Here is a 21,772-nt window from a genome sequence, read left to right on the forward strand (position 1 = left end):
GTACGGCTTTAGCTAACTTGGTAAAGATAACTACATTACCAAGTGGATCTTCAGCTCACGCTTTCCTCTCCGGATACTATCTAAGGAGTTTACCTTCCTCCACTGTTTTTTTTCCTCGCATAACCGACTGTTCCCACTAAGAAATTCTTTTAAAGCTTCCTATACTGCTATCGATTGATTTTTTCCGTGTATATTTATGTTATGTGTCAACTTCTTTTAATTTGGAATAATCCGCCGGTCTGCTCGCTGCGATTAAAGGTATTTAAGGACGGGTATCGGTTAAAACAAAACAAGTATGGAGGGATAATCATGGCAGACGAACTACAACCAAAACAGCATCAGGACCGGCAACCCGGGCTTGAACATGAAATGGATCCACTGCCCAACTATGTAGATCCTGACTATAAAGGAAGCGGAAAATTGCAAGGGAAGAAAGCGATCATTACTGGAGGAGACAGTGGGATTGGACGTTCTGTAAGCCTTTATTATGCAAAAGAGGGCGCAGATGTCGCAATCATTTACTTGGATGAAGAAGAAGACGCCCAGAAGACAAAAGAATTAGTCGAACAGGAAGGACAACGATGCCTCCTGCTTCCTGGCGATGTATCCAATGCTGAATTTTGCTCCTCTGCTGTTCAAAAAACGGTTGAAATCTTCGGAGGCGTGGATATCTTAGTCAACAATGCCGGTGTCCAATATCCACAGAGCGAATTTCTGGATATTACAAACGAACAAATGGAAAAAACATTCCAGACCAACTTTTTCCCTTTTTTCTATATGGCGAAAGCTGCCGTACCACATATGCAGGAAGGTAGTACCATTATTAATACTTCCTCCATTAATGCTTATGTCGGCAATGCTTCCCTGATTGATTATACTGCGACGAAGGGGGCAATTACTTCCTTTACCCGGGCATTGTCCGAATCATTGGTCGGGAAAGGTATCCGTGTCAATGGAGTGGCACCAGGTCCGATTTGGACGCCATTAATTCCCGCAAGCTTTAATGAAGATAAAGTGGCTAAATTCGGCAGCAATTATCCAATGGGCCGTCCCGGTGAACCAAAGGAAGTCGCTCCAGCTTACGTTTACCTGGCCAGCAAGGATTCCAGCTACGTCTCCGGCCAAATGCTCCATGTCAACGGCGGCGTCGTCCTAAACGGCTAATAGCTTCAAATGCCGGGCGGGGTCAGTCCCCCACCCTGGTAGCGCGTTAGCGAGATGGAGTAAATAATGCCGTTCCGGGTTGACCGGAACGGCATTTTTCACCTATCTTAGCTTTGTATTTTTTGTTCTACTTACTAGGGTTTTGTTTTTTTTCTTCAGAAAAACAATGGCAAAAATAAATGCCCCAAGAACCGCTATAATAAAGGAAACAAACAACCAATTGATACCTTTGTCATCCTCGATGACATACACTTCTGCCGTTTCACGGTCCAGTCCTATTTTGTAATACCCTTCTTCATCGGCCCGAACCGTCTCATCATTGAGTAATCCGCGGAGCTGTTTGCCGGCTTGAATATCGTCGATTGTCACAGCCTTAGTCGATGTAGCATTATTGATGGCAAAATAAACGGTTTCCCCTTCGTAGCTGCGTTTGAATAAACTCATTGCTCCATTGCTCTCTACATGCTCCATATCGCCTTTCGTAAAAGGAGCGAACTGCTGGCGAATGGCAGACAATCGTTCCAGATACTGGCTCAACTCATCATTGCCACTATTCAACTGTGCCGTACGGTGATCTGGTGCATCATCTTCATTACCCATCGCTACCTCTGAACCCTGATAAATGACAGGGGTCCCAGGACTCAAGTACAAATAAGTCAATCCCAGCTTCCATCTTGTCACCGGATTTTCTCCGAGTTCAATCGCCTTTTTTGTGAAGCGTGTTGTCATCTGGCTGTCCAGTGCCACCCCATTATTTTCTGTCTCAATCTTATCGGATAAGTTAGATAATTCATTCCCTGGTGCTTGAAATACCTGATCAAGGAATTGAGTTTGCCCATAATCAATAATTAAATCGATAGCCGCTTCCCGGTATGGTTCCATTCCTTCCTTATCCGCATGCTTCCAGTCAGCCAAAAGGGAAAATTCCTGCCGTTCAGCATGCAGCGCTTCAGAAAAGTCGGTAACAAACGAAACCGGGGTATCTGGTTCGATTCCTAACCGGTAGCCATCCAAACCGGTTTCTTCCAGCCAAAACTTCCCTGCCTCACTCAATGCAGCTACAACCTCTTGGTTTTGCAAATCCAACTGTGGCAAATCATCGAGCCATGGAGTCTGCACAAGCTCTGCTTGTTCTTGTTCCCCATCATGCTCACTAGCGTACCAGCCCTGCTTGTCCTGATCTGTAAGCCATGGATGTGATGCAGACGTATGATTGACCGGAAAATCCATGAACACTTTCATGTCACGTTTGTGTGCTTCTTCCACCAATTCAGCAGCAGTTTCCATCGTCCCCGAGTGAGGTTCTATCGCAGTAAAGTCCGTCACCCAAAAACCATGATAACCATCTTTTTCATTTTCCATAATCGGACTGATATTAACAGCAGTAAAGCCCATGTCTTTCAAATCGTCAAGCTTGCTAATGACCCCTTGCAGATCACCGCCATGCATAGCATTGGGGTTCTCAATATCAATTTTCTTGTCATTATCAAAGTTTCCGTTTACAAAACGGTCTAAAAGAACATAGTAAATAGATTCGTCTGCCAATGTATCTTCTTGTTCTACAGCACTAATTGGTTGTGAGTAAAAAAGAAGAAACGGCAATACAGCCGCAGCTGCAAATAACTTCTTCACATTCCGTTCCTCCTACAGGCAATATTTGAATTATAAAAGCTTTCTTCATAAAGGGTAGCTTTATCAGCCCTGTCCGTCAATCATGATCATATCATTTTCCCGATATTCCATAAAAGTGTCACAAGTGCGCCATAATTACCATTTAGACGCTTCGTTGCATTATGTACTGACAAAACCAGAAAGACGGTATATACTTAATTGGATTTTCTAATTTTTTTGATCGTGAGGATAGCGAATGAATCAAACAGATATAAAAAAGCAAAGCCTCTTTGCTCTGACTTGGCCCATTTTCATTGAAATACTCCTGCATATGCTAATGGGAAATGCAGACACCTTGATGCTCAGCCAATATTCCGACAGCTCCGTGGCAGCCGTCGGTGTCTCCAATCAGGTGATTTCTGTCATTATCGTCATGTTTGGCTTCGTTGCGGCCGGTGCAGGAGTACTGGTTGCACAAAATCTTGGAGCAGGGAAGCAGAAAACTGCTGGTGCCATCGCTGTTACTTCCCTCAGCCTCAATTTATGGTTTTCCCTGCTGTTGAGCATCGCTTTGTTTGTGTTTAGTAAGCAAATTCTAAAGATAATGGACTTGCCTGCTGAATTGATGGGCGAAGCAGGGGTCTATTTAAACATTGTCGGAGGATTAATCTTTGTTCAGGCATTGATCATGACAGTCGCAGCTGTTTTAAGAAGCTATGGATTTACGAAAGATACAATGTACGTAACGATTGGCATGAACGTGCTTAATATAATCGGAAACTATACCGTTATTTTCGGCCCATTCGGTTTCCCTGTATTAGGAGTGGAAGGGGTAGCTTATTCAACTATCATCAGCCGCTTCTTAGGATTTACCATCCTTCTGTTTCTCTTATTAAGACGCAGTGAGAAAACATTGCCTTTCGCTTCTTTCTTTTCTTATAACAAACAGGATATCCGCGATTTATTAAATATCGGAATTCCTTCAGCCGGAGAACAGCTTTCTTATAATGCCAGCCAGATGGTGATCACTTACTTTATCGCCCAGCTCGGTACCATGGCATTGACCACCAAGGTTTATGTCCAGAATATCATGATGTTCATTTTCCTGTTCGCTCTGGCTATCGGCCAAGGAACGCAAATATTAATCGGCCACCTGATAGGCGCGGGGGAAATAGATACAGCCTATAAGCATGGCATCAAGAGCCTGCAAATCTCGATCGTCATTTCCACTTTCGCCGCCATTATCATTTATTTTGCCAGTGACTTTCTTTTGGGTATCTTTACCGATAATGCAACTATATTGGAAAAAGGCGCCGCCTTGCTGTTGGTGACCATTATCCTGGAGCCCGGCCGGGCATTTAACCTTGTAGTCATCAGTTCGCTGCGTGCAGCTGGCGATGTAAGATTTCCTGTCTTTGTCGGAATTCTCTCCATGTGGGGTGTCAGCGTCACTTTCGCCTGGTTCTTCGGTTTATACCTCGGTTTGGGATTAATTGGCGTATGGATTGCTTTTATAACGGATGAATGGCTGCGGGGGTTATTGATGCTGCGGAGGTGGCGTTCCAAGGCTTGGGTCAAAGAAAACTTCATTAAAGCAGATTCATGAAGTCAATAGTTTAGAAAAAAGCGTGCCCATGGTGACACGCTTTTTCTCACACTATCCGGTCAATATTCTATCTTGATTTGATATGTCCGAAGCCAGTGATCAATTTGGCCAAGATGGGCTAACAGCTGTGGCCCTGTCATTAGCTGACCAAACCACGGTGCCTCTATTTGCTTTCCTTCTGTTTGAATCAACTTTTCAATTTCTTTCCGATCAAACAATTCAAACAACCTGGCATCCGGATCCCTGCTTATTTCTTCCAGCCATGAAACAACGGCACCCGTGTAAACAGGATTGTGAGTTTTGGGATATGGGCTCTTTTTCCGATAAAGAATTTCATTCGGGAGCAGCCCCTCCAATGCCTTTCTTAAAATTCCCTTTTCCCTACCATTATATGTCTTCATTTCCCATGGTATATTCCAAACGTATTCAACAAGTCGGTGGTCGCTAAATGGCACCCTTGCTTCAAAACTGGCACCCATACTCATCCGGTCTTTTCTATCCAGCAGTGTTGGCATGAACCAGTGCATGTTTAGGTAAAACATTTGCCTGCGCTGCTTTTCCAGGGGACTGTCCCCGTCGCATTCCGGCGTTCCATCAATCGTTTCCTGGTATCGTTTCAGCATGTAACCATGCAAATCTAGTTTTTGTTTCCATTCTTCTGTTAATAAGGAGCGTCTCACTTCAGATGAACGAATCCACGGGAAACCTTCCCGGGCTAAGTCGTCTTCACGATAAAACCAAGGATATCCGCCAAAAATTTCATCCGCACATTCCCCGGAAAGAGCAACGGTCACTTCCTGTTTCGTCTGGCGGCAAAACCAAAGAAGCGATGAATCGACATCTGCCATTCCGGGCAAGTCACGCATCTCAACAGCTTCTTTCAACATTTCCGCCAACGTCATATTATCCATGATGAAGGTATGATGATTGGTTCCGCTGAAATTGCTCATCTTTCCAATAAAGTCATTGTCGCTATTCGGTTGAAAAGAGCTTTGCTTGAAATATTTTTCATTGTCCTGATAATCTATCGAGAATGTCGACAAGGGGCCTTTCCCATTATCCTGCAAGTAATTGGCCGCAATTGCGGTTATGGCGCTTGAATCCACCCCTCCTGATAAAAATGTCCCAAGGGAAACATCTGAAACCAGCTGTCGTTCGACAGCATCAGTCAGTAATTCCCTGATTGTCCGGGCTGTGGTTTCCACGTCGTCTTCATGTTGTTTGCTGACTACATTCCAATAGCGGTGCGTTTGAAACCCATCTTGATTAAAAATTCCGATGTGGGCAGCAGGAAGTTCATGGATTCCCTTAAAAACTCCATGACCAGGAGTACGAGATGGACCAAGCGCAAGCACTTCACTTAATCCTTCACGGTCCAAAACAGGTTCTACTTCAGGATGAGCAAGCAGCGCTTTTATTTCAGAAGAAAACAAGAGCCCCTCTCCATGCTGTTTGAAAAACAACGGTTTAACGCCAAGCCGATCTCTCGCCATAAACAACTGCTGCTTTTCCGAATCCCAAATGGCAAACGCAAATATTCCATTTAATTTTTCAACACAAGCTTCCCTCCATTGGATAAAACTCTTCAATAACACTTCCGTATCAGAATGGGAAGCAAAGTCCCAGCCTTTTTGTATGAGTTCTTGCCGCAGATCCTCTGTATTGTAAAGTTCTCCATTGTAAATCATGACATATTTTTCTTCACCGCGCAGGCATTCCATTGGCTGCTTTCCACCTGCGGGGTCGACAACAATCAATCGTTGATGACCAAACGCGGCATGCTCGGAAAGCCACTCGTTATACTCATCTGGTCCTCGGTGTTGGATGGTCCCGGCCATTTTACGAACAGTGGCTACTTCCCCTGATAAGTCGCGTTTAAAATCTATCCAGCCTGTGATCCCACACATAAACGAAAACACACCCTTTCTTTTAGCCCTTCTATATGCTTATGATAAAAACGCCCAGGGTGTGTCTAAGTCAAGCCTGTTTTGTCACAAGAACAGCATCCTCCTAAAAAGCAGTTTTCTATGACAAAAATGAACCTTATTACGTAATTTTATCAACATACTCTCCTCTTCCAACCTTCCTCCTACAAAAAAACACCGTATCGCAGAATATTCCGCGGATACGGTGTAGAACAAACTTAAGACATAAAGTGCAGGCCGAATGGAAGTCTGCCGAAACCTAGAACCAGAACAATGAGCACTGCAATAGCAAACTGTACCCAAACGCCCATCACAGGCTTGCCCTTACTGTATTTCCCAGCAATCATTTCCATCGCTGCAATCACCCAAATTCCTGCCAATCCTTTGACGATGACTTCTCCGAGCATAAAACTTTGCTGGAAGTAATACATAATCAAGTCACCGCCCGAATACAAGATCAACAGGTAATCGAGTCTTAAAATCATCTGTAAAATTTTTGCTGGTTTGTTTTTACCTTGCTTATAAAACATTAAAGCAAGTCCAAATAAAATAAACGCTAGTACCCATGAAGTGATATGTAGATGCGTCGTCATGACGTACCTCCTTTTTATTCAATCAATGCTATCATATCATTTTTCCGTGAACATTTCATTTGAAAAAATGTATCCTTTCGCACATTTCTATGAACACCTTCTCACATTCAATAATGGGCCATAAAGATTCTAGGCAGCGTAGAGTTGGGAGTACCGGAGCGGACTTCCACAGGAGGTGGTGGCTTCTACGTTCCCACATGACGTGGGCGTTTTTAGTAGAAGGTTTCCCTTTTCTCCCTGAGGAACGGACCAGCAAGCTAACTTCGAAGTTCGCCGTGTTATTTTTCCCGCATTTTTGAACTTCCTCTTTTTATATAACGTTCAAAAAGAGGACAAAAAGGACCAAGAAGTTCTAGGCAGCGTAGTTGGGAGTACCGGAGCGTATGCTTTTAATACGTGAGGAACGGACCAGCAAGCTAACGACGAAGTTCACCGTGTCATTTTTCCCGCATTTTTGAACTTCCTATATATGAAAAAACTGTTATAATTGAAAGCGTATGCTTAACATTGAAACGGAGGGATACCATGGTACGATCGAGTCAGGAAATCATTGACCAAACTCAAGAATATGGAGCTAAAAATTACCACCCGCTGCCGATTGTGGTTGCCAAGGCTGAAGGAGTCTGGGTAGAGGATCCCGAAGGAAACCGCTACATGGATATGCTTAGTGCTTATTCAGCAGTCAATCAGGGACACCGTCATCCACGGATTATCGATGCCTTGAAGCAGCAAGCAGATCGCGTAACCCTGACATCAAGAGCGTTTCACAACGACCAACTAGGTCCATGGTACGAAAAAGTGTGCAAGCTGACGAACAAAGAAATGGCATTGCCAATGAACACTGGAGCTGAAGCGGTAGAAACCGCCATTAAGGCAGTACGGCGCTGGGGCTATGAGGTGAAAGGAATTCAGGACGGCCAGGCGGAGATCATCGCCTGTACCGGTAACTTCCACGGCAGAACAATGACTGCGGTTTCATTATCTTCGGAGGATGAATACAAGCGTGGATTCGGTCCAATGCTACCAGGTATCAAACTGATACCATACGGTGATATCGAAGCGCTTAAAGAGGCTGTTAACGAAAACACGGCAGGTTTCCTAATGGAACCAATCCAAGGGGAAGCCGGTATCGTCATCCCGCCTGAAGGGTATTTAAAACAGGCTTATGACATATGCAAACAAAACAATGTCCTGTTCATTGCTGATGAAATCCAGGCTGGCCTGGGCAGAAGCGGTAAGATGTTTGCCTGTGACTGGGAACAAGTATCCCCTGATGTGTTGATACTTGGCAAGGCACTTGGCGGAGGAGTATTTCCAATCTCTTGTGTGGTAGCAAATAAAGAAATTCTCGGTGTGTTTAATCCTGGATCGCACGGTTCCACGTTTGGTGGAAACCCCCTTGCATGTGCTGTTTCAATCGCAGCCCTTGATGTATTGGAAGAGGAAAAACTGGCGGATCGTTCGCTGGAACTTGGAAATTACATGATGGGGGAACTAGTAAAGATTAAAAATCCGGCAATCAAAGAGGTTCGTGGGAGAGGATTGTTTATCGGTGTTGAACTAACGGAATCCGCCCGGCCTTATTGTGAACAACTGAAAGCAAAAGGATTGCTTTGCAAAGAGACACACGAAAACGTCATCCGTTTCGCTCCACCGCTGACTGTCGAGAAATCCGATTTAGTCTGGGCGGTCGAGCAAATTAAACAAGTACTAGAATCATAATTTAATAAAGTAGCGGCTGATACAAAAGGGTAGTGGCCAAAGCAAAACCCGAGCGATGTTCGAAATGCCAAGCATTCGAATTCGCTCGGGTTATTTTTGCGGTTCGTGCGATTCTCGCAAGAATCCCCGTTTACTATTGCCGGGTTAATGTGCAAGTCCTTTCCTTTTCCGTCAACAGTCAAAAACATCAAGAAGTACTCAACTCTCCTCTCATCCTTCAAGGTTAACAGGAGGTTGGAGTATATCATGTTCCAACATTTCTCTTTTTCCGCTAATCACTAATCCATAGATCGAACTCGTTTCCTTAGCTGTTGCTTTTCTCCATAGGTTAAGCTCCTCCATAGCCATTCAGCAGGTCCAAAACGGAAATGGCTTAACCACCATCTGCTCACGAAAACTTGCAGACTGAATATTACCAGGACGAGCACGACCGAATAGATTGGACGCACGGAGCCATATAATCCGAGACCAGCACTATAAAACAGAAAAAAGCATATAAGTGACTGTGCTAAGTAATTAGAAAGTGACATCCGCCCCACGTAGGCGAGCGGGGCCAATAGCTTTTTCCCGTGCTTTGTGCGGAATGCCAAAGTGACGGAAAGCATATAAAATAATGCAGAAGCGCTGCCTCCGATTGCCCGTTTCGCCTCATTTAACCAAAACGGATTTTCGATTGCATAAGGACCAACTTTCATCAGCACAAATAAGATACCTGTGATAACCCAAACCCTGATTAGGACAGGCCGAAACCGATCAATGTCATGCAGCCATTTCTTACGGGAAGCGTACATCCCTAACAAAAACATCGGCAGCAGACTGAATGTCAAAAACACGTAGGCAATCCCTCCATTGGCGTATAACCAGTCTACGAGATTCTGGTGCCAAATGTCCAAGAGGGTCCCTTCCCCATAGTTGGCCATTGCCTCTGAGATTCTCTGACTGTCCCCTGCCGTTATATCCGGAATAAAGCTCCTAACAGCATAGGATAACATCGTCAGAAGCCCGGCCGGTATCAAGAGCAGGCCAAAACTCCATCCTAGTAATGTTCCATTCTGCCTGCGGTAAAAGCAAAACAGCCAAAACCCTATAATGCCGTAGGTCAACAGGATATCTCCATGCCAAATCAAAAAGGCATGGACGATACCAAAGCAAATCAAAACCAAAAGTCTGCGGATCAATACATGAACGGTATTCCGTTTTTTTTCCTGTAGCCTGTCATACATCACCTGCATGCCGAAACCGAACAAAAAGGAAAAAAGCGTATAAAAACTGGCCTGAAAGAAAATATCGATTCCGGCCTGTACAGCATGATCCAGTTTGTTGTTCCAGAAATCGCCTGCACCCCCATATAGAAAAAACGGAGCATTGAAGGCTGGCGCATTGACCATGAATATGCCGAGAATGGCCAGCCCCCTCGCGGCATCTATCCAAATGAGCCGCTGATTTTCGTTTAGTGGAGAACCTGCCTTCGCCATCGTTTTCCCCCTTCGTCTGATTGCTTTCTAACTAGTGTCATTGTATCTGAATCGTTCGGAATATACCATGCAAAATTCCCGGACAGTCGAACAGTTTTTTTCCGTTTTCATAAATTATTAGAAAGGAGGAATCGTGCTATGCCTGCGGTAGTTGGAGCGGTAAAAGTCAACACGGTATCTTCATCGAGCATATTCAATATTGGGGACGTCTACGCCATCAATCCGTATTCGACCTCTAAAACATTTGCAGGCGGCGGCTCATTCAACACCGGAAACGGCATCCAAATTCAACTGCAAAATTCTGTAACAAACTTTCAGGATGATGACGTACTTGATCAGCCGAATGTCGGCCCATAAGGGGGAATCACTGTGCATTTGACCGTTCATCAGTCTATTTGCATCCATACTTTGAGAGTGAACAGCGTCTCCAACTCATCGATTCTGCAAATCGGCAGTGCGGGCATCATAAGAGCAAGTTCAGAGCTATACAATACCGGTGGGTATACCGAGCTTGCCGAAGAAGCAGAAGCACTCTCTGAACAGGAACCACTCGTCCCGCTCGCACCTACAAGTTAATGAACTATTTTCACTTTTTTGCATACTTTAATTTTAGGTCTTCACCCAGAAAGGAGTTTTCCAGCGATGCATCCACACTACTGGCAAACATACATCAACCAGCTGCAGCAATATATCCAAAACCAGGATCAACGACTGCAAGAACTGGAAGCAAGGGTGGCCGAATTGGAGAAAAACCAAAAAAACAACCAGCCAAATGTCGAAAGAATCGACTACCACTTTGATCAATTGAAAATTGAACGCCTTGATGGAACGTTGAATATTGGTATAAATCCTGAAGGTTTGGACTCCATTGAAGATTTTGCAGTCAATCAGCAACAGACAACCGGTCTTCAACCTTATTCAGGTCCTCCACGCCAACAAATTGTGGCAGGACTTGATCGTCTTGTCACATCCGAGGCGCCGAAACTATTAGAAGAACTATCCAACCAATATCAACGCCCGCTTTCACCTAAACAACGTGACATACTGATTCAGGATATAAAACAACAACTGCCGAATCGGGCAGCTTACTATTTAGAAAATAGGGAAGGAGATTCTCCTGACGCTACGTCCATTCGAGACAATGTTTGGCAGGAAATTAAGCACTCCCTTCATCAATTTTTTCAAAAAGGAGATTTTCCCGAATGAATTTCACTGTACACAACTGGGATTTACACGTTGGTAATATCGAAGTTACCGCTGTCTCTTCTTCCTCGACACTCCTGGTCGGGGACAATGAGAAAATAAATTTAAGTTCCTTTTTTGACACACCGCCAGAATCTTATATCGTTGGTTCACTTGTTCCGTTGAGCCGCTCTATCGAGGAAAGATAGCAATGTTGCAACGATCTTCCTACGTGGATACGATTTACGTCGATTCTATGTCACGGAGCTCCATGTTTGAGATTGGAGATGTGAATAGGCTACGCCCGAGGATGCTGGCCATTGCTGTTCAGGAGGAAGGTATAACCGAAAAAGGAGAAGTGCCAGTTGAGTTTGCTGATTTTCCCGTATTCAGCAAACAACCTTCGGCCCTGCCTCCTGTTCCCCCCATCAGACAGACAACCATTCATCATTACCCGAAAATCTCCGTGGGAAATATCAGTGTGCTCGGGATAGCTGCATCTTCCACTTTACAAATAGGAAGTTTGAATCTATTGGATGCCGAAGCACGGATAAAACATATCCGTATTCTAAATGAGGAACAGAACAGCACCCCTAACAATACACTGTAATAAATGCAAATAAAAGAAGGTGTCATATAATGCCGTCGATAGTTGGACCAATCAAGATCAACAGTATAGATGGAGGGGTCATCAACTTTGGTGACAGCTTTTATCTTTCCCCTAAAAGCAATTCCAAAGTAAGTTCCGGCTCCGGTTCTTTTAATACTGGTGACTTCATCAATACGAACAGCGGTTTGAGTGCCACAAATACGGCTGACCCCGACGTTGCAGACCAAAACGTTTCCGCAAACGCTTAAAGCGGTCACTTCCTTTTCAAACCATAATCCATTTGGGCAAATTCGGATGCGGACATGTTACCCACTTAGTGATTTTTGAACGAAGTTGAAAAACCGGTTCGCCAAGATAGCGAACCGGTTTATCCATTTTCCGGCTGAACGTCAAGCAACCGGTTATACTTCTATTAGCAGCGGCCCATCAAAGAAATACAAATATTTTTTCGTGACTGGCTGCTTCCAAATTTGTTCTAGTGCCCGTGCATATAAATCAAGCTGTACCTGATAGCGCGATAATAGTTTTTGCTGTAGTTCGGGGGTAATGTCTCCGTCAATGCTGTCTGTTTTGTAATCGATGATGATCCATCCATCACCGTCCGGGATGATACAATCTATCACCCCTTGAACAAGTACCTGTTCCTCTGTTTCTTCCAGCCAATCTGCATATACTTCTTTTGCATTAATAGATAAACTGAACGGAACCTCCCGTGTTACTTCTTCTGCTTCAATAGCCATTCTGCCTATTTCTGTCGTAAAGAACCGCTCAATAGCTGTACTATCAATGACATCGGCCTCTTCCTGAGTTAGTATCTCTTTGGTTACCAGTCCCTGGACAAATTCAACAAGCGCGGCTTTTTGCCAGTTACGATCAAATGGCAGATGTTGCATGACGGCATGCATGGCGCTCCCTTTTTCGGCAGCTGTCAATCGCTTTTCCTGCTGCATAAAGCGCGGCCGCCTGATGATCGGCGCCTGATAACGCTGGACAAGCTGATCGCTACTATACTCGTCTTTTATTTCCCGCTGGCGCTTCAACTCTGTCACGGTTTGTTTGGCTCGGTAAAAGGCTGCATTCCTGTTTGGATAAACAAACGATAAACGGGCAGCCACTTTGTTATCCAATTCTGGCTTGGTATCGGGAAGCGACTTCCATTCTTGTACAGATGTTTTGATTTTTTCCTGTTCCACTGCTTCCAATGCATCCAGATTGGTGAATTCACTGCCATGTAACAACTGGACCTGCCAATCGGAATTGTCACACCGAATTGACTCTGGAACTTGGACGCTTACTTCTACATTGCGGAGCGGTTGATTGGCATCATGCCTGATCAGAGCTGGACCGACCCAGTCGAGATAGCTTTGGGTTTCCAAACGGAAATGGGAAGGCAGAACCCATTCGGGATGATCAATGATTTGCTGCCACTTTTCCTGCTTCTTTTCAAAGGATGCCACATTACCGACCATTACCAACTTTTCTTTCGCCCTGGTCAGGGCTACATACAGCACGCGCATTTCCTCTGCAAGCATTTCCCGCTGCTTCTCTTTTTTCAAGGCATGATAAGCAAGCGTCGGATACATGATGCGTTTGTCAGGATCAATATACTTACTGCCGAAACCAAGATCTTTGTGCAGCAAATATTTTTGCTTCAAATCCTGCTGGTTGAATTGTTTATCCATTGCTCCGAGAATAACAACCGGGAATTCCAATCCCTTGCTTTTATGGATGGTCATCAACCGCACAACATCCTCTTGCTCACCGAGCGCTCTGGCTGCACCTAAATCGTCGCCGCGTTCTTCCATTCTCTCAATAAATCGTAAAAAGCGGAACAACCCACGGAAGGAAGTATTTTCATAGGTGCGCGCCCGATCATATAATGCACGCAAGTTCGCCTGGCGTTGTCTTCCGCCAGGAATCCCGCCGACAAAATCATAATAGCCTGATTCCCGATAAATCTGCCAGATTAACTCAGACAATGCACCTTGGCGTGCCCTTAGTCTCCAATCCTTTAACTGGTTGATGAACAAGCGAACTTTCTCTGCTTTTCTATTATTGGCTGAAGAGGCGATGAACGACTGTAAGGCATCATAATATGCTGCCTGTTTTTTCGCCAGACGGATTTCCGCCAAGTCTTCCTCATCAAGACCGACAATCGGGGATCGTAGTACCGAAGCAAGTGGAATGTCCTGTCTCGGATTATCAATCACTTTCAACAAACTGATCATGATTTTGATTTCAATCGCTTCAAGATAACCGGTTGAAAGTTCTGCATAAACCGGGATTCCCTGTTGCTTTAATTCCTCGGTTATCGTTGGTGCCCACGTCATCGACCGCATCAGAATCACCATATCCCGGTATTGGATGTCTCGCTGGGTTCCACTTGCCTTATCAACTACCTTCATTGGCGGGTTTTGTTCATCACCGATCCATTTTTTTATCATCCGTGCATATGCGCGTGCCTCCAGCTGCGCCTTTTCTAAATCTTGGAAATTTTCTTCTCCTGTTTCTTCCTGTTGGCGTTCTTCCTGGTTTTCCCGATCGATGATATGAAGTTCTGCATTTGTGTCACCAAGCTGTAGTTCATCATAAATACGGTTGGCGTAAATCAGTTCTGCCTCTGGTTCGTATTCCATTTCACCGACGTCTTCACTTAGAAGCTGACGGAAAATATAGTTGGCCGCCGACAATACTTGCTCCCGGCTTCGAAAGTTCCTGGCCAGATCGATACGTCGCCCCGGGATTGCTTCATCTGCATATCGCTTATATTTATTCAAAAACAAGGATGGTTCGGCATGCCGGAATCGGTAAATGCTTTGCTTGACGTCTCCGACCATGAACATGTTCCCTGTGCCTTCCTGATCGGTAATCAGCGAAAGCAACGTTTCCTGTACCAAGTTTGTATCCTGATACTCATCGACCATTACTTCCGTAAAGTTGTTGCGTAGATTTCCGGCAACGCTGGAAGGGACAGGCTTTTCCGGAGTCGATGTGTCATCCAGTAATACTTGCAGGCAATAATGCTCTAAGTCGGAAAAATCGACGATCGCTTTTTCCTTTTTCAGTTGCGTATAGCGCCGCTTGAATTCCTTGACGAGCGAAGTAAGCTGAACGACGGTTGGATGCAGTCCTTTCATGTCTGCTAAATAGGCATCCATGCTCCGGGAAAACCAGTCTTCAGCCAAGTCATTCCAACGTTTTTTATAGCTGCTTCGCAACTCCTTCACTTTATCCTTTTTCTCTTCTGCACAGTCCGTCTTTTTTCTGGACAGCGTTTGAAACTTGCTTTCTTTGAAAAATTGCTGAAGTTTTTCCCAAGAGGCATGCAGCGATGCCTTCGCCTGCTGGATCATTTCCAAATCAGTATCAATCGTTTCCCCATAGTGGTAGGGACCATCGTTATCTCTGGTTAAGTCAAGAGCGGACTTTGCTTCATGCTGCATGGCATCCAGCTGGCTGTTCACTTCCCGCTTTAGAATAGACAGCCAGGGAAGTGATTCTTCACCTGCCTCTTCATTCACATCGTACATAGCGGCCATTTGATCCAGCCATGCATCCGGCCATGGATTCTGTGTGGCAAAATCATATAATTTAAGAATCAGTTCTTCCACTTCCAAATCACTGCGGTCATTGGAAAACCTGTCCACCACTGAAAAAAATGCTTTTTGTTCTTCTCCATCTTTTCCATACCATTCCTCAAACATTTCTTCCAGGACTTCCTGTCTGATCATATCTCCTTCGATATCATCGGCGATACGGAAACCAGGGTCAATGTCCAGCATATAAGCGTGCTGTCTGACTACGTCCATACAAAAGGAATGCAACGTCGATATCGACGCCCGTTGCAGCAACGACAATTGCTTTTTCAAGTGGAGAGATTCCGGGTTGCTCTGCAAAGCTTCTTCCAGTGCTGCGCCTACACGATTCCGCATCTCCTGGGCTGCTGCATTGGTGAAGGTTACAACCAGAAGGGAATCGATATCCACCGGATTTTCCTTATTTAACAGTTTTTGAATGATTCTTTCTACAAGGACTGCCGTTTTACCAGATCCGGCAGCTGCCGCGACCAGAATATCACTTCCAGCTGCGTAAATTGCTTCTTCCTGTTCTTTGGTCCATTGCGGCATCAGTCCTCCTCCTTCCTGGCAATCAAATTGAGAATTTCTTCGTCCTTCATATCCTTCAATCTGCGATAATTATTTTCGTGCAGCGTCGGATCAAACTGGCAAACCGATTTAAACGGACAGTAAGTGCAGGCCACTTGCTGCTTCTGTTGATACGGATTGAGATGTACACCGCCATCGGTAATATCCGTTCCTGCCTGTACCATCAGGTCGCGGATATAATGACGCAATTGATCGAAAGCTTCCTGTCCTGCAGTATTAGAACCTTTGCGGAAGTCTCCATTTTTCTTCAATCCGGCCGGAACTATTTGACTCATTCCACTGTCAAGCCCTGTATCCATCATTTTAACAATTTGTTCGTCCTCCAACAGCAGTCCCTGCATTTTGAATTTCTTAAAAATCTCCTGTTCGATATCCAGATCATCCAGTCGTTTAGTGCCGGAAATCATTGGGTTATGGACATGAAAGTACAATACGCCGGCTGGGCTTGCCTTGGCACCGAGCCACTGCTCCGAGTGGGATAAAATCACGTCCAGATAAGACAGCATTTGCAAGGCAAGACCGTAATAAACTTCTACGAGATTCAATCCTTTGGAGCTTGATTTATAATCGATAATCCGCAAAAGCAAATTTTCCTGTTCCAATGCCTTGTCGACCCTGTCGATCCTTCCTCGCAACATCAGTTCGAAACCATTCGGCAGGTCGATCGTAATCGGCGGCAGCTCCTGGTTGGGACCGAATCCGAGCTCCAATCCGATGGGAGAAAATTTACTTTGCCTTGCCTGTTCACTTAAAACGAAAGCCGCTCTGGCGATAATCTCCTGAAGCTTATGCTGAATATACTGGTACCGGTTCGAACTGTGCAAAATTTGATGCTGCAGAACGGGAGCGAGATTTTGTACCGCCCGGCTTGCATACTTGTTGGTTTCGTCCCGTTGTAAGTCGGAAAAATTCCTGCCTTCCTGTTGAATCCATTCCGTGATTTTCTTTAATGCCTCATGGAAAAGCTGCCCGATATCCGGAGCGTCAAGTTTATAAGTGCGGCGTTCTTCCAACCCAAGACTGTACTTGGCAAAATGCTGATAGGAACAGCGGTAATACATTTCCAGACGGGAGACACTCGCTTTCACTTCACGCGGATACAATTGCTTGGCTGTTTCCTCTTTTAAGTTTGTTGGCGTATTTTTATAAAACAGACTTTGCAGAATGGTATAAGCAGTGCCATCCTTCTGCTCATGCTCTATATACCAGTTCAATACATTCCACCAGATGTCATGAATCGGATAGCCTCGCAAATTCCGTGCCAGCTGTGCTGTCAGTGCAGACCTTGTCTTTATCGGCGTAGAAATGAATCTGTCCGCTTCCATCAGTTCTTCCGGATCCTGAAGCAGCAGTTGATCGCAACAGGCTGGAAATAAATCCTCGATACGGTTAATCAGTTGGGATGGCACTTTGGATTTTCCTTCCTCATCGCTGAGTGGATAACTGATCCAAAGCTTGTCCCGGGCACATGTGAAAGCAAGATAGACATAAAACCAGTCATCCAGTAGCTGGCGTTTGCTTCCATCAGCCAAACGGATTCCCTGTTCAGCAAGCAATTCCCGTTCCTCTTCCGAAATCATTCCGTCTGCCGCCGGCTTCATCGGCCAGACCCCTTCGTTGACCCCTAGTAAAAAGGCACACTTAATGCCGCTGATCCGCGACCGGTCGATTGTGCCGGTAACTACATGATCCATACTTGGTGGTACGTGCGCAAACTTGAGCGATTCAAAACCGGATTCCAGGGTAGTACGGAACACTTGTAAAGACAAACGTTCCTCCCCGATAATTTCTACCATTTCATCAAGAAGCTGAATGACTCCATCCCATACTTGTTCCTGTTCGCGCCCTTGCTCGTTTCGCCCCTGCTCGTCCAATTCGGCGCGAACTTCTTCCAGTTGGCGAGGTACTTGGAGCTTTTCCAGCCATTCAAAAATGATACTCGCTCGCTCCATGACAGTAGCCGCCTCCCTGACTTGTTCATCAAACGGTTGAAGAACCTGGACTACTTGGCGGCGATAGCGGTTGATTCTCGTCTGGATTTCCCGTTCTTTATCTGTTTGCGATGCCTGGTCAAATCCCCTAAAACGCTGAAATTTCCACTCCTGGTCACTGAACCAGCGGTCTCTGCCACGGATGCCATATTCCAAAACATAATTTTCCAGCTCATCAATCGCATCTTCTGTTAGAGGATATTCCCTGTCAGATGCAGGGATAAAGCCCGTTTTCAGAAGACGGAATACCGCATCATAACGCCAGTTTCCTTCGACTACATCAAGTGCAGAACGGATAAGCTCCAACAGCGGATGATTCATCATCGTCCGTTTTTCATCGATAAACACAGGGATACCGTAATCTTCGAAAACGGTGTCGATCAAATCATGATAAACCTCTGTCTGGCGGATCAGAACAGCAATATCTTTATACCGGTAGCCTTCCTCCCGGACAATACGCAGGATTTCCTGTGCCGCTCCTTCTACTTCTGCGCGCGGATGGACAGCCTGTGCCAGTTGAATCGGCACATAGCCCGGGTATTCAGGCGCCGGTCGTTTATCAAAGTACTTCTCCAAATGAGAAAAATACGGCCTGTTGGCAAACCGTCCATCTTCCTGCCCAAGATGCCGGATTTCATCGACCGGGATACCGTTTTCCTTTGCAGTATCCCGGATAGCATGATAGGTTTCGGTCGGAAGACAGAACAAATCCAATTCAGACGCTTCTTCATCAGCTGGTCCGTCAATGGCCAGAGTGATTGTCACCTGTTTGGTTTTTTTCATCAAGGCTTGGACAACCTGCATTTCCTGTGGAGTGAAATGATGAAATCCATCAATATACACTTCCGCATCTTCAAGGGATGAAGCCTCTTCTATTTTTTCCGCCAACAGCTGCAACTGATCTTCACTATCAATATATTGATCCCGCAACGCATCGACAAGCCGGTCATAAATATAACTCAAATCTTCCAGCTTATTACGCAATGCCGTCTCCCCGGGGTACTTATGAGTGAAGCGATCCATGTTAACGATTTGTCCGGCAAGTGCTTCTGGGGAAATCCGGTACCGCTTGAACTCGGTGATCATCTGTTCCAATTGTTCCATGAAGCCTTGCTTTTCTATCGCTTTTTGGAACACATTCCAATCGGATTTCCGTTCCTCGGTGATTTTTCGAAGCATCATTTGGACACCCGTAGAACTGATAAACTTCCTAGTGCCTCCTCCGGTCTCCTGAAAAACCCGCCAGGACAAACGTGAAAAGCTGAATACCTGCCCTCTGATACTCCCATTAACCGAGTCTCTCTTCAGTAGCGCATATTCCTGCTGAAAGGTCATTTGGTCCGGCACAATATACAAAAGAGGCGGCCCTTTTGGATCTTCGTTCAATTTTCCTTCTATTTCCTGTAGGCAGTGATTGCTTTTTCCAGCCCCTGCTTTTCCTAATATAAACCGGACACCCATTGTTACTCTCTCCTTTTTCACAAAATTATCCCTGAAACATATAGTACACTAGTCTATCGAAAAGGAGGCGGCAGAATGGCCAAGCAAACTATCAGCGCGGCCGCCTTGATTTATTGTGCTGTTTTTGTCGCAAGTAGTTTGTATGTAATGATTCCCTTGCATCCACTGCTGTCTGAAACCTACAACGTATCAATCGGGAATGCTTCTTTGACGAGCTCCTTCTTTATCCTGGCATACGCATTCGGTCTTCTATTTTTCGGATTTTTAGCCGATCAGCTGCCTTTAAGCCGGATCATGTTGACCGGTATGGCTGTATTGACACTAGTAACTGCGGCCATCGCCCTGGCCGACACGATCGAATCTATTTTATTATTGCGTGTAATACAAGGGCTGCTTGCTGCAAGTTTCGCACCCTTGGCATTCGGGTATTGTTTTCGCAGCTTTGCCCCCTCCCTGCAGGGATTAGCGATCGCTCTGATCAATACCGGATTCCTTTTTGCCGGTGTATTCGGTCAAATTGTATCAGCGGCATTCGCCGATACTTTTTCTGTTTCCAGTGTCTTCATTGCCTTCAGTGTATTTTATCTTTCCTGTTTTATTTTTTTATTGTTTACCTTGCAACCGTCTGCCAAAGCAAACGGCCTGCAGTTAAAGAAGCTCACTGCTTCTATTTTATCATGCTTGCGCAACCGCATTGTCCGCAGCCTTTACCTGATCGCATTTTTCCTGTTGTTTCCGATCATGCTGTTCTATGGGGCTTTTGAAATCTATCTTTATACCAGCTGGCCAGAATTTCCGATTCCGCTGCAGTTGTTCCGCGCGATCAGCTTAATCGGGATTCTCCCTTCTTTTTTCACAAGCATTGTTTTGAAAAAATTCAGAGTCAAACGTGTACTGCGATTGCATTTGGCGATTATGGCAGCTGGTTTTCTTCCAGCGGCTGTTCATTTAAATGTAGGAACCATTGCAATTGCTTCCTTTTTCATGATTATATCCACATCGTTGACCATCCCCATGGTTGTACTCCTGGTAGGACGGCATGCAACCGCCGGAACAAGTGCTGTTGCGATTTACTCATTTACCCTTCTTTCTGGTGCTACGATGGGATCCGCTCTGGCTCCAATTCTCGGTTTTTCTGTAGTATTACTGCTGATTCCATTACTGTTTACCGGATTGACTATTTTTGCAAGGGTGCTGCCTGACTAAAACAGCCCCTTGCTATTTCTATCCCTCATCATAGAACAAATGTTCGTTTTATTCAATTAAATAGCGGCCTGACCAGAAACCGGACAAGCTTTCTTCTTTAGAAAAAGCCTGGATAATCCTTTACCGAACAGGGAATAACGAAAGAGTCAGGAAAGGAGGAAGTATTTACATGTTCTGGATGAGTTTCTTGTTTGCTTTGTGCTTTGTTTTGATTCATCTATTTTCCGATAAATTATTGTTCCTGAACAATGTACCGAGGAGCAGATTTCTGTCCATTTCCGGCGGCATAGCTGTCGCATATGTGTTCATTCATCTATTGCCCGATCTTAATGAACACCAGCAGGCTGTCGAAGAGACATTGACTACAGAGGGTTTATCTTTTCTGGAATCCCATATTTACCTGGTGGCCCTTGTAGGGCTGACACTTTTTTATGGACTGGAACGGATGGTGAAAGTGTCTAAACGGAAAAATAACGCTGCTGGTCCGGGTAAGACCAATTCGGGAGTTTTTTGGATCCATATTGGTTCCTTCTTTTTTTATAATGCGATTATTGGCTATTTATTGATTACCGAGGAATTTGCCGATGTGACGGGAATGGTTTTTTACTTTCTGGCGCTGGCTGTCCATTTTATCATAAATGATTTCAGTCTTCGCGAGCGCCACGAAAGGGATTATGATAAATACGGCCGTTGGCTGCTGAGCGTGGCAGTGCTGGTAGGCTGGGTAGTAGGAAGTTTGTATGAGGTGAAGCCGTTCATTGTTTCCTTTTTAACGGCTTTTCTTGCCGGCGGTGTCATTCTCAATATTTTAAAAGAAGAGCTTCCAGAAGAAAGACAAAGCAGCTTCGGTGCTTTTTTGACCGGTGTTGCCAGCTACACACTGCTGTTGTTGATCATTTGATTAACGTAGCACATATGAGAAGGTTAAAAGGATTTACCTTTTGCTAAGGCAGGTTATTAAATATATAAAGACCGAACGAATCCCATTATCGTTCGGTCTTTATTTGGTTGCTATGCTTTTGTCCGTAGCTTCTTTTTATTACAATCACTTGTTATTACG

At 45.0% G+C, this 21,772-nt stretch carries 17 protein-coding genes; 11 read left to right on the plus strand and 6 right to left on the minus strand.

Annotation, left to right across the window (positions count from 1 at the left end):
• The first annotated feature begins 309 nt into the window (after positions 1 to 309).
• The gene (locus BLR82_RS06400; RefSeq protein WP_074598111.1) at positions 310 to 1,164 is read left to right on the plus strand and encodes an SDR family oxidoreductase; all 855 of its coding nucleotides are present in this window, start codon (positions 310 to 312) and stop codon (positions 1,162 to 1,164) included.
• A gap of 102 nt (positions 1,165 to 1,266) precedes the next feature.
• On the opposite strand, the gene BLR82_RS06405 is transcribed toward BLR82_RS06400, so the two are convergent.
• Positions 1,267 to 2,796 carry an alpha-amylase family glycosyl hydrolase gene (locus tag BLR82_RS06405; protein WP_074598112.1) on the minus strand — a complete coding sequence of 510 codons (1,530 nt, stop codon included), beginning with the start codon at positions 2,794 to 2,796 and terminating at the stop codon, positions 1,267 to 1,269.
• Between the two features lie 235 nt (positions 2,797 to 3,031).
• Between BLR82_RS06405 and BLR82_RS06410 the strand changes: the two genes are divergently transcribed.
• The gene (locus tag BLR82_RS06410) at positions 3,032 to 4,381 is read left to right on the plus strand and encodes an MATE family efflux transporter (RefSeq protein ID WP_074598113.1); all 1,350 of its coding nucleotides are present in this window, start codon (positions 3,032 to 3,034) and stop codon (positions 4,379 to 4,381) included.
• A 59-nt stretch (positions 4,382 to 4,440) separates the two neighbouring features.
• Here the strand turns inward: BLR82_RS06410 and asnB are convergent, their stop codons facing one another.
• The gene (asnB, locus tag BLR82_RS06415) at positions 4,441 to 6,288 is read right to left on the minus strand and encodes an asparagine synthase (glutamine-hydrolyzing) (protein WP_074598114.1); all 1,848 of its coding nucleotides are present in this window, start codon (positions 6,286 to 6,288) and stop codon (positions 4,441 to 4,443) included.
• A 236-nt stretch (positions 6,289 to 6,524) separates the two neighbouring features.
• Entirely contained in the window at positions 6,525 to 6,899 is a 375-nt protein-coding gene (locus BLR82_RS06420) for a YisL family protein (RefSeq protein ID WP_074598115.1), read from the minus strand.
• A gap of 525 nt (positions 6,900 to 7,424) precedes the next feature.
• On the opposite strand from BLR82_RS06420, the gene BLR82_RS06425 reads away from it, so the two are divergent.
• Positions 7,425 to 8,621 carry an ornithine--oxo-acid transaminase gene (locus BLR82_RS06425; protein ID WP_074598116.1) on the plus strand — a complete coding sequence of 399 codons (1,197 nt, stop codon included), beginning with the start codon at positions 7,425 to 7,427 and terminating at the stop codon, positions 8,619 to 8,621.
• Between the two features lie 278 nt (positions 8,622 to 8,899).
• Here BLR82_RS06425 and BLR82_RS06430 read toward each other — a convergent pair whose 3' ends face one another.
• Positions 8,900 to 10,096, minus strand: a complete 1,197-nt coding sequence (locus BLR82_RS06430) for a DUF418 domain-containing protein (RefSeq protein ID WP_074598117.1) — start codon at positions 10,094 to 10,096, stop codon at positions 8,900 to 8,902.
• Positions 10,097 to 10,234: 138 nt separating this feature from the next.
• Here BLR82_RS06430 and BLR82_RS06435 point away from each other — a divergent pair, with 138 nt between their 5' ends.
• From BLR82_RS06435 to BLR82_RS06460, 6 genes are all read left to right on the plus strand, one after another.
• Positions 10,235 to 10,453 (plus strand): spore germination protein, encoded by a 219-nt coding sequence (locus BLR82_RS06435; protein ID WP_074598118.1) that lies wholly within the window; start codon positions 10,235 to 10,237, stop codon positions 10,451 to 10,453.
• 12 nt (positions 10,454 to 10,465) lie between these two features.
• Positions 10,466 to 10,672 (plus strand): spore germination protein GerPB, encoded by a 207-nt coding sequence (locus BLR82_RS06440; RefSeq protein ID WP_074598119.1) that lies wholly within the window; start codon positions 10,466 to 10,468, stop codon positions 10,670 to 10,672.
• Between the two features lie 66 nt (positions 10,673 to 10,738).
• Entirely contained in the window at positions 10,739 to 11,302 is a 564-nt protein-coding gene (gene gerPC, locus BLR82_RS06445; protein WP_074598120.1) for a spore germination protein GerPC, read from the plus strand.
• A complete protein-coding gene (locus BLR82_RS06450) occupies positions 11,299 to 11,487 on the plus strand; it encodes a spore gernimation protein GerPD (protein WP_074598121.1) in 189 nt (62 codons plus the stop codon). Before gerPC ends, BLR82_RS06450 begins: the two co-directional genes overlap by 4 nt.
• Positions 11,488 to 11,489: 2 nt before the next feature.
• The gene (locus BLR82_RS06455) at positions 11,490 to 11,888 is read left to right on the plus strand and encodes a spore germination protein GerPE (protein ID WP_074598122.1); all 399 of its coding nucleotides are present in this window, start codon (positions 11,490 to 11,492) and stop codon (positions 11,886 to 11,888) included.
• Positions 11,889 to 11,917: 29 nt separating this feature from the next.
• Positions 11,918 to 12,136 (plus strand): spore germination protein, encoded by a 219-nt coding sequence (locus tag BLR82_RS06460; RefSeq protein ID WP_074598123.1) that lies wholly within the window; start codon positions 11,918 to 11,920, stop codon positions 12,134 to 12,136.
• Positions 12,137 to 12,289: 153 nt separating this feature from the next.
• Here BLR82_RS06460 and addA read toward each other — a convergent pair whose 3' ends face one another.
• Entirely contained in the window at positions 12,290 to 16,015 is a 3,726-nt protein-coding gene (addA, locus tag BLR82_RS06465; RefSeq protein WP_074598124.1) for a helicase-exonuclease AddAB subunit AddA, read from the minus strand.
• Positions 16,015 to 19,506, minus strand: a complete 3,492-nt coding sequence (gene addB, locus BLR82_RS06470; RefSeq protein ID WP_074598125.1) for a helicase-exonuclease AddAB subunit AddB — start codon at positions 19,504 to 19,506, stop codon at positions 16,015 to 16,017. The genes addA and addB overlap by 1 nt, the downstream gene beginning before the upstream one ends.
• 75 nt (positions 19,507 to 19,581) lie before the next feature.
• On the opposite strand from addB, the gene BLR82_RS06475 reads away from it, so the two are divergent.
• Together BLR82_RS06475 and BLR82_RS06480 are read left to right on the plus strand one after the other, a co-directional pair.
• Positions 19,582 to 20,712, plus strand: a complete 1,131-nt coding sequence (locus BLR82_RS06475; RefSeq protein ID WP_074598126.1) for an MFS transporter — start codon at positions 19,582 to 19,584, stop codon at positions 20,710 to 20,712.
• Positions 20,713 to 20,881: 169 nt separating this feature from the next.
• Positions 20,882 to 21,613: a hypothetical protein gene (locus BLR82_RS06480; RefSeq protein ID WP_074598127.1), complete on the plus strand. Its 732-nt coding sequence runs from the start codon at positions 20,882 to 20,884 to the stop codon at positions 21,611 to 21,613.
• Positions 21,614 to 21,772: the final 159 nt, after the last annotated feature.

Origin of the sequence: Sediminibacillus halophilus, assembly GCF_900103695.1 — a bacterium.
GTDB lineage: Bacteria > Bacillota > Bacilli > Bacillales > Amphibacillaceae > Sediminibacillus > Sediminibacillus halophilus.

Bases quoted from the DNA above. Each gene is read 5' to 3' on its own strand.
- asnB (WP_074598114.1), bottom strand. From the start codon at position 6,288: ATGTGTGGGATCACAGGCTGGATAGATTTTAAACGCGACTTATCAGGG.
- BLR82_RS06480 (WP_074598127.1), top strand. From the start codon at position 20,882: ATGTTCTGGATGAGTTTCTTGTTTGCTTTGTGCTTTGTTTTGATTCAT.
- BLR82_RS06400 (WP_074598111.1), top strand. From the start codon at position 310: ATGGCAGACGAACTACAACCAAAACAGCATCAGGACCGGCAACCCGGG.
- BLR82_RS06475 (WP_074598126.1), top strand. From the start codon at position 19,582: ATGGCCAAGCAAACTATCAGCGCGGCCGCCTTGATTTATTGTGCTGTT.
- BLR82_RS06455 (WP_074598122.1), top strand. From the start codon at position 11,490: ATGTTGCAACGATCTTCCTACGTGGATACGATTTACGTCGATTCTATG.
- BLR82_RS06425 (WP_074598116.1), top strand. From the start codon at position 7,425: ATGGTACGATCGAGTCAGGAAATCATTGACCAAACTCAAGAATATGGA.
- BLR82_RS06435 (WP_074598118.1), top strand. From the start codon at position 10,235: ATGCCTGCGGTAGTTGGAGCGGTAAAAGTCAACACGGTATCTTCATCG.
- gerPC (WP_074598120.1), top strand. From the start codon at position 10,739: ATGCATCCACACTACTGGCAAACATACATCAACCAGCTGCAGCAATAT.
- addA (WP_074598124.1), bottom strand. From the start codon at position 16,015: ATGCCGCAATGGACCAAAGAACAGGAAGAAGCAATTTACGCAGCTGGA.
- addB (WP_074598125.1), bottom strand. From the start codon at position 19,506: ATGGGTGTCCGGTTTATATTAGGAAAAGCAGGGGCTGGAAAAAGCAAT.
- BLR82_RS06450 (WP_074598121.1), top strand. From the start codon at position 11,299: ATGAATTTCACTGTACACAACTGGGATTTACACGTTGGTAATATCGAA.
- BLR82_RS06460 (WP_074598123.1), top strand. From the start codon at position 11,918: ATGCCGTCGATAGTTGGACCAATCAAGATCAACAGTATAGATGGAGGG.
- BLR82_RS06420 (WP_074598115.1), bottom strand. From the start codon at position 6,899: ATGACGACGCATCTACATATCACTTCATGGGTACTAGCGTTTATTTTA.
- BLR82_RS06430 (WP_074598117.1), bottom strand. From the start codon at position 10,096: ATGGCGAAGGCAGGTTCTCCACTAAACGAAAATCAGCGGCTCATTTGG.
- BLR82_RS06410 (WP_074598113.1), top strand. From the start codon at position 3,032: ATGAATCAAACAGATATAAAAAAGCAAAGCCTCTTTGCTCTGACTTGG.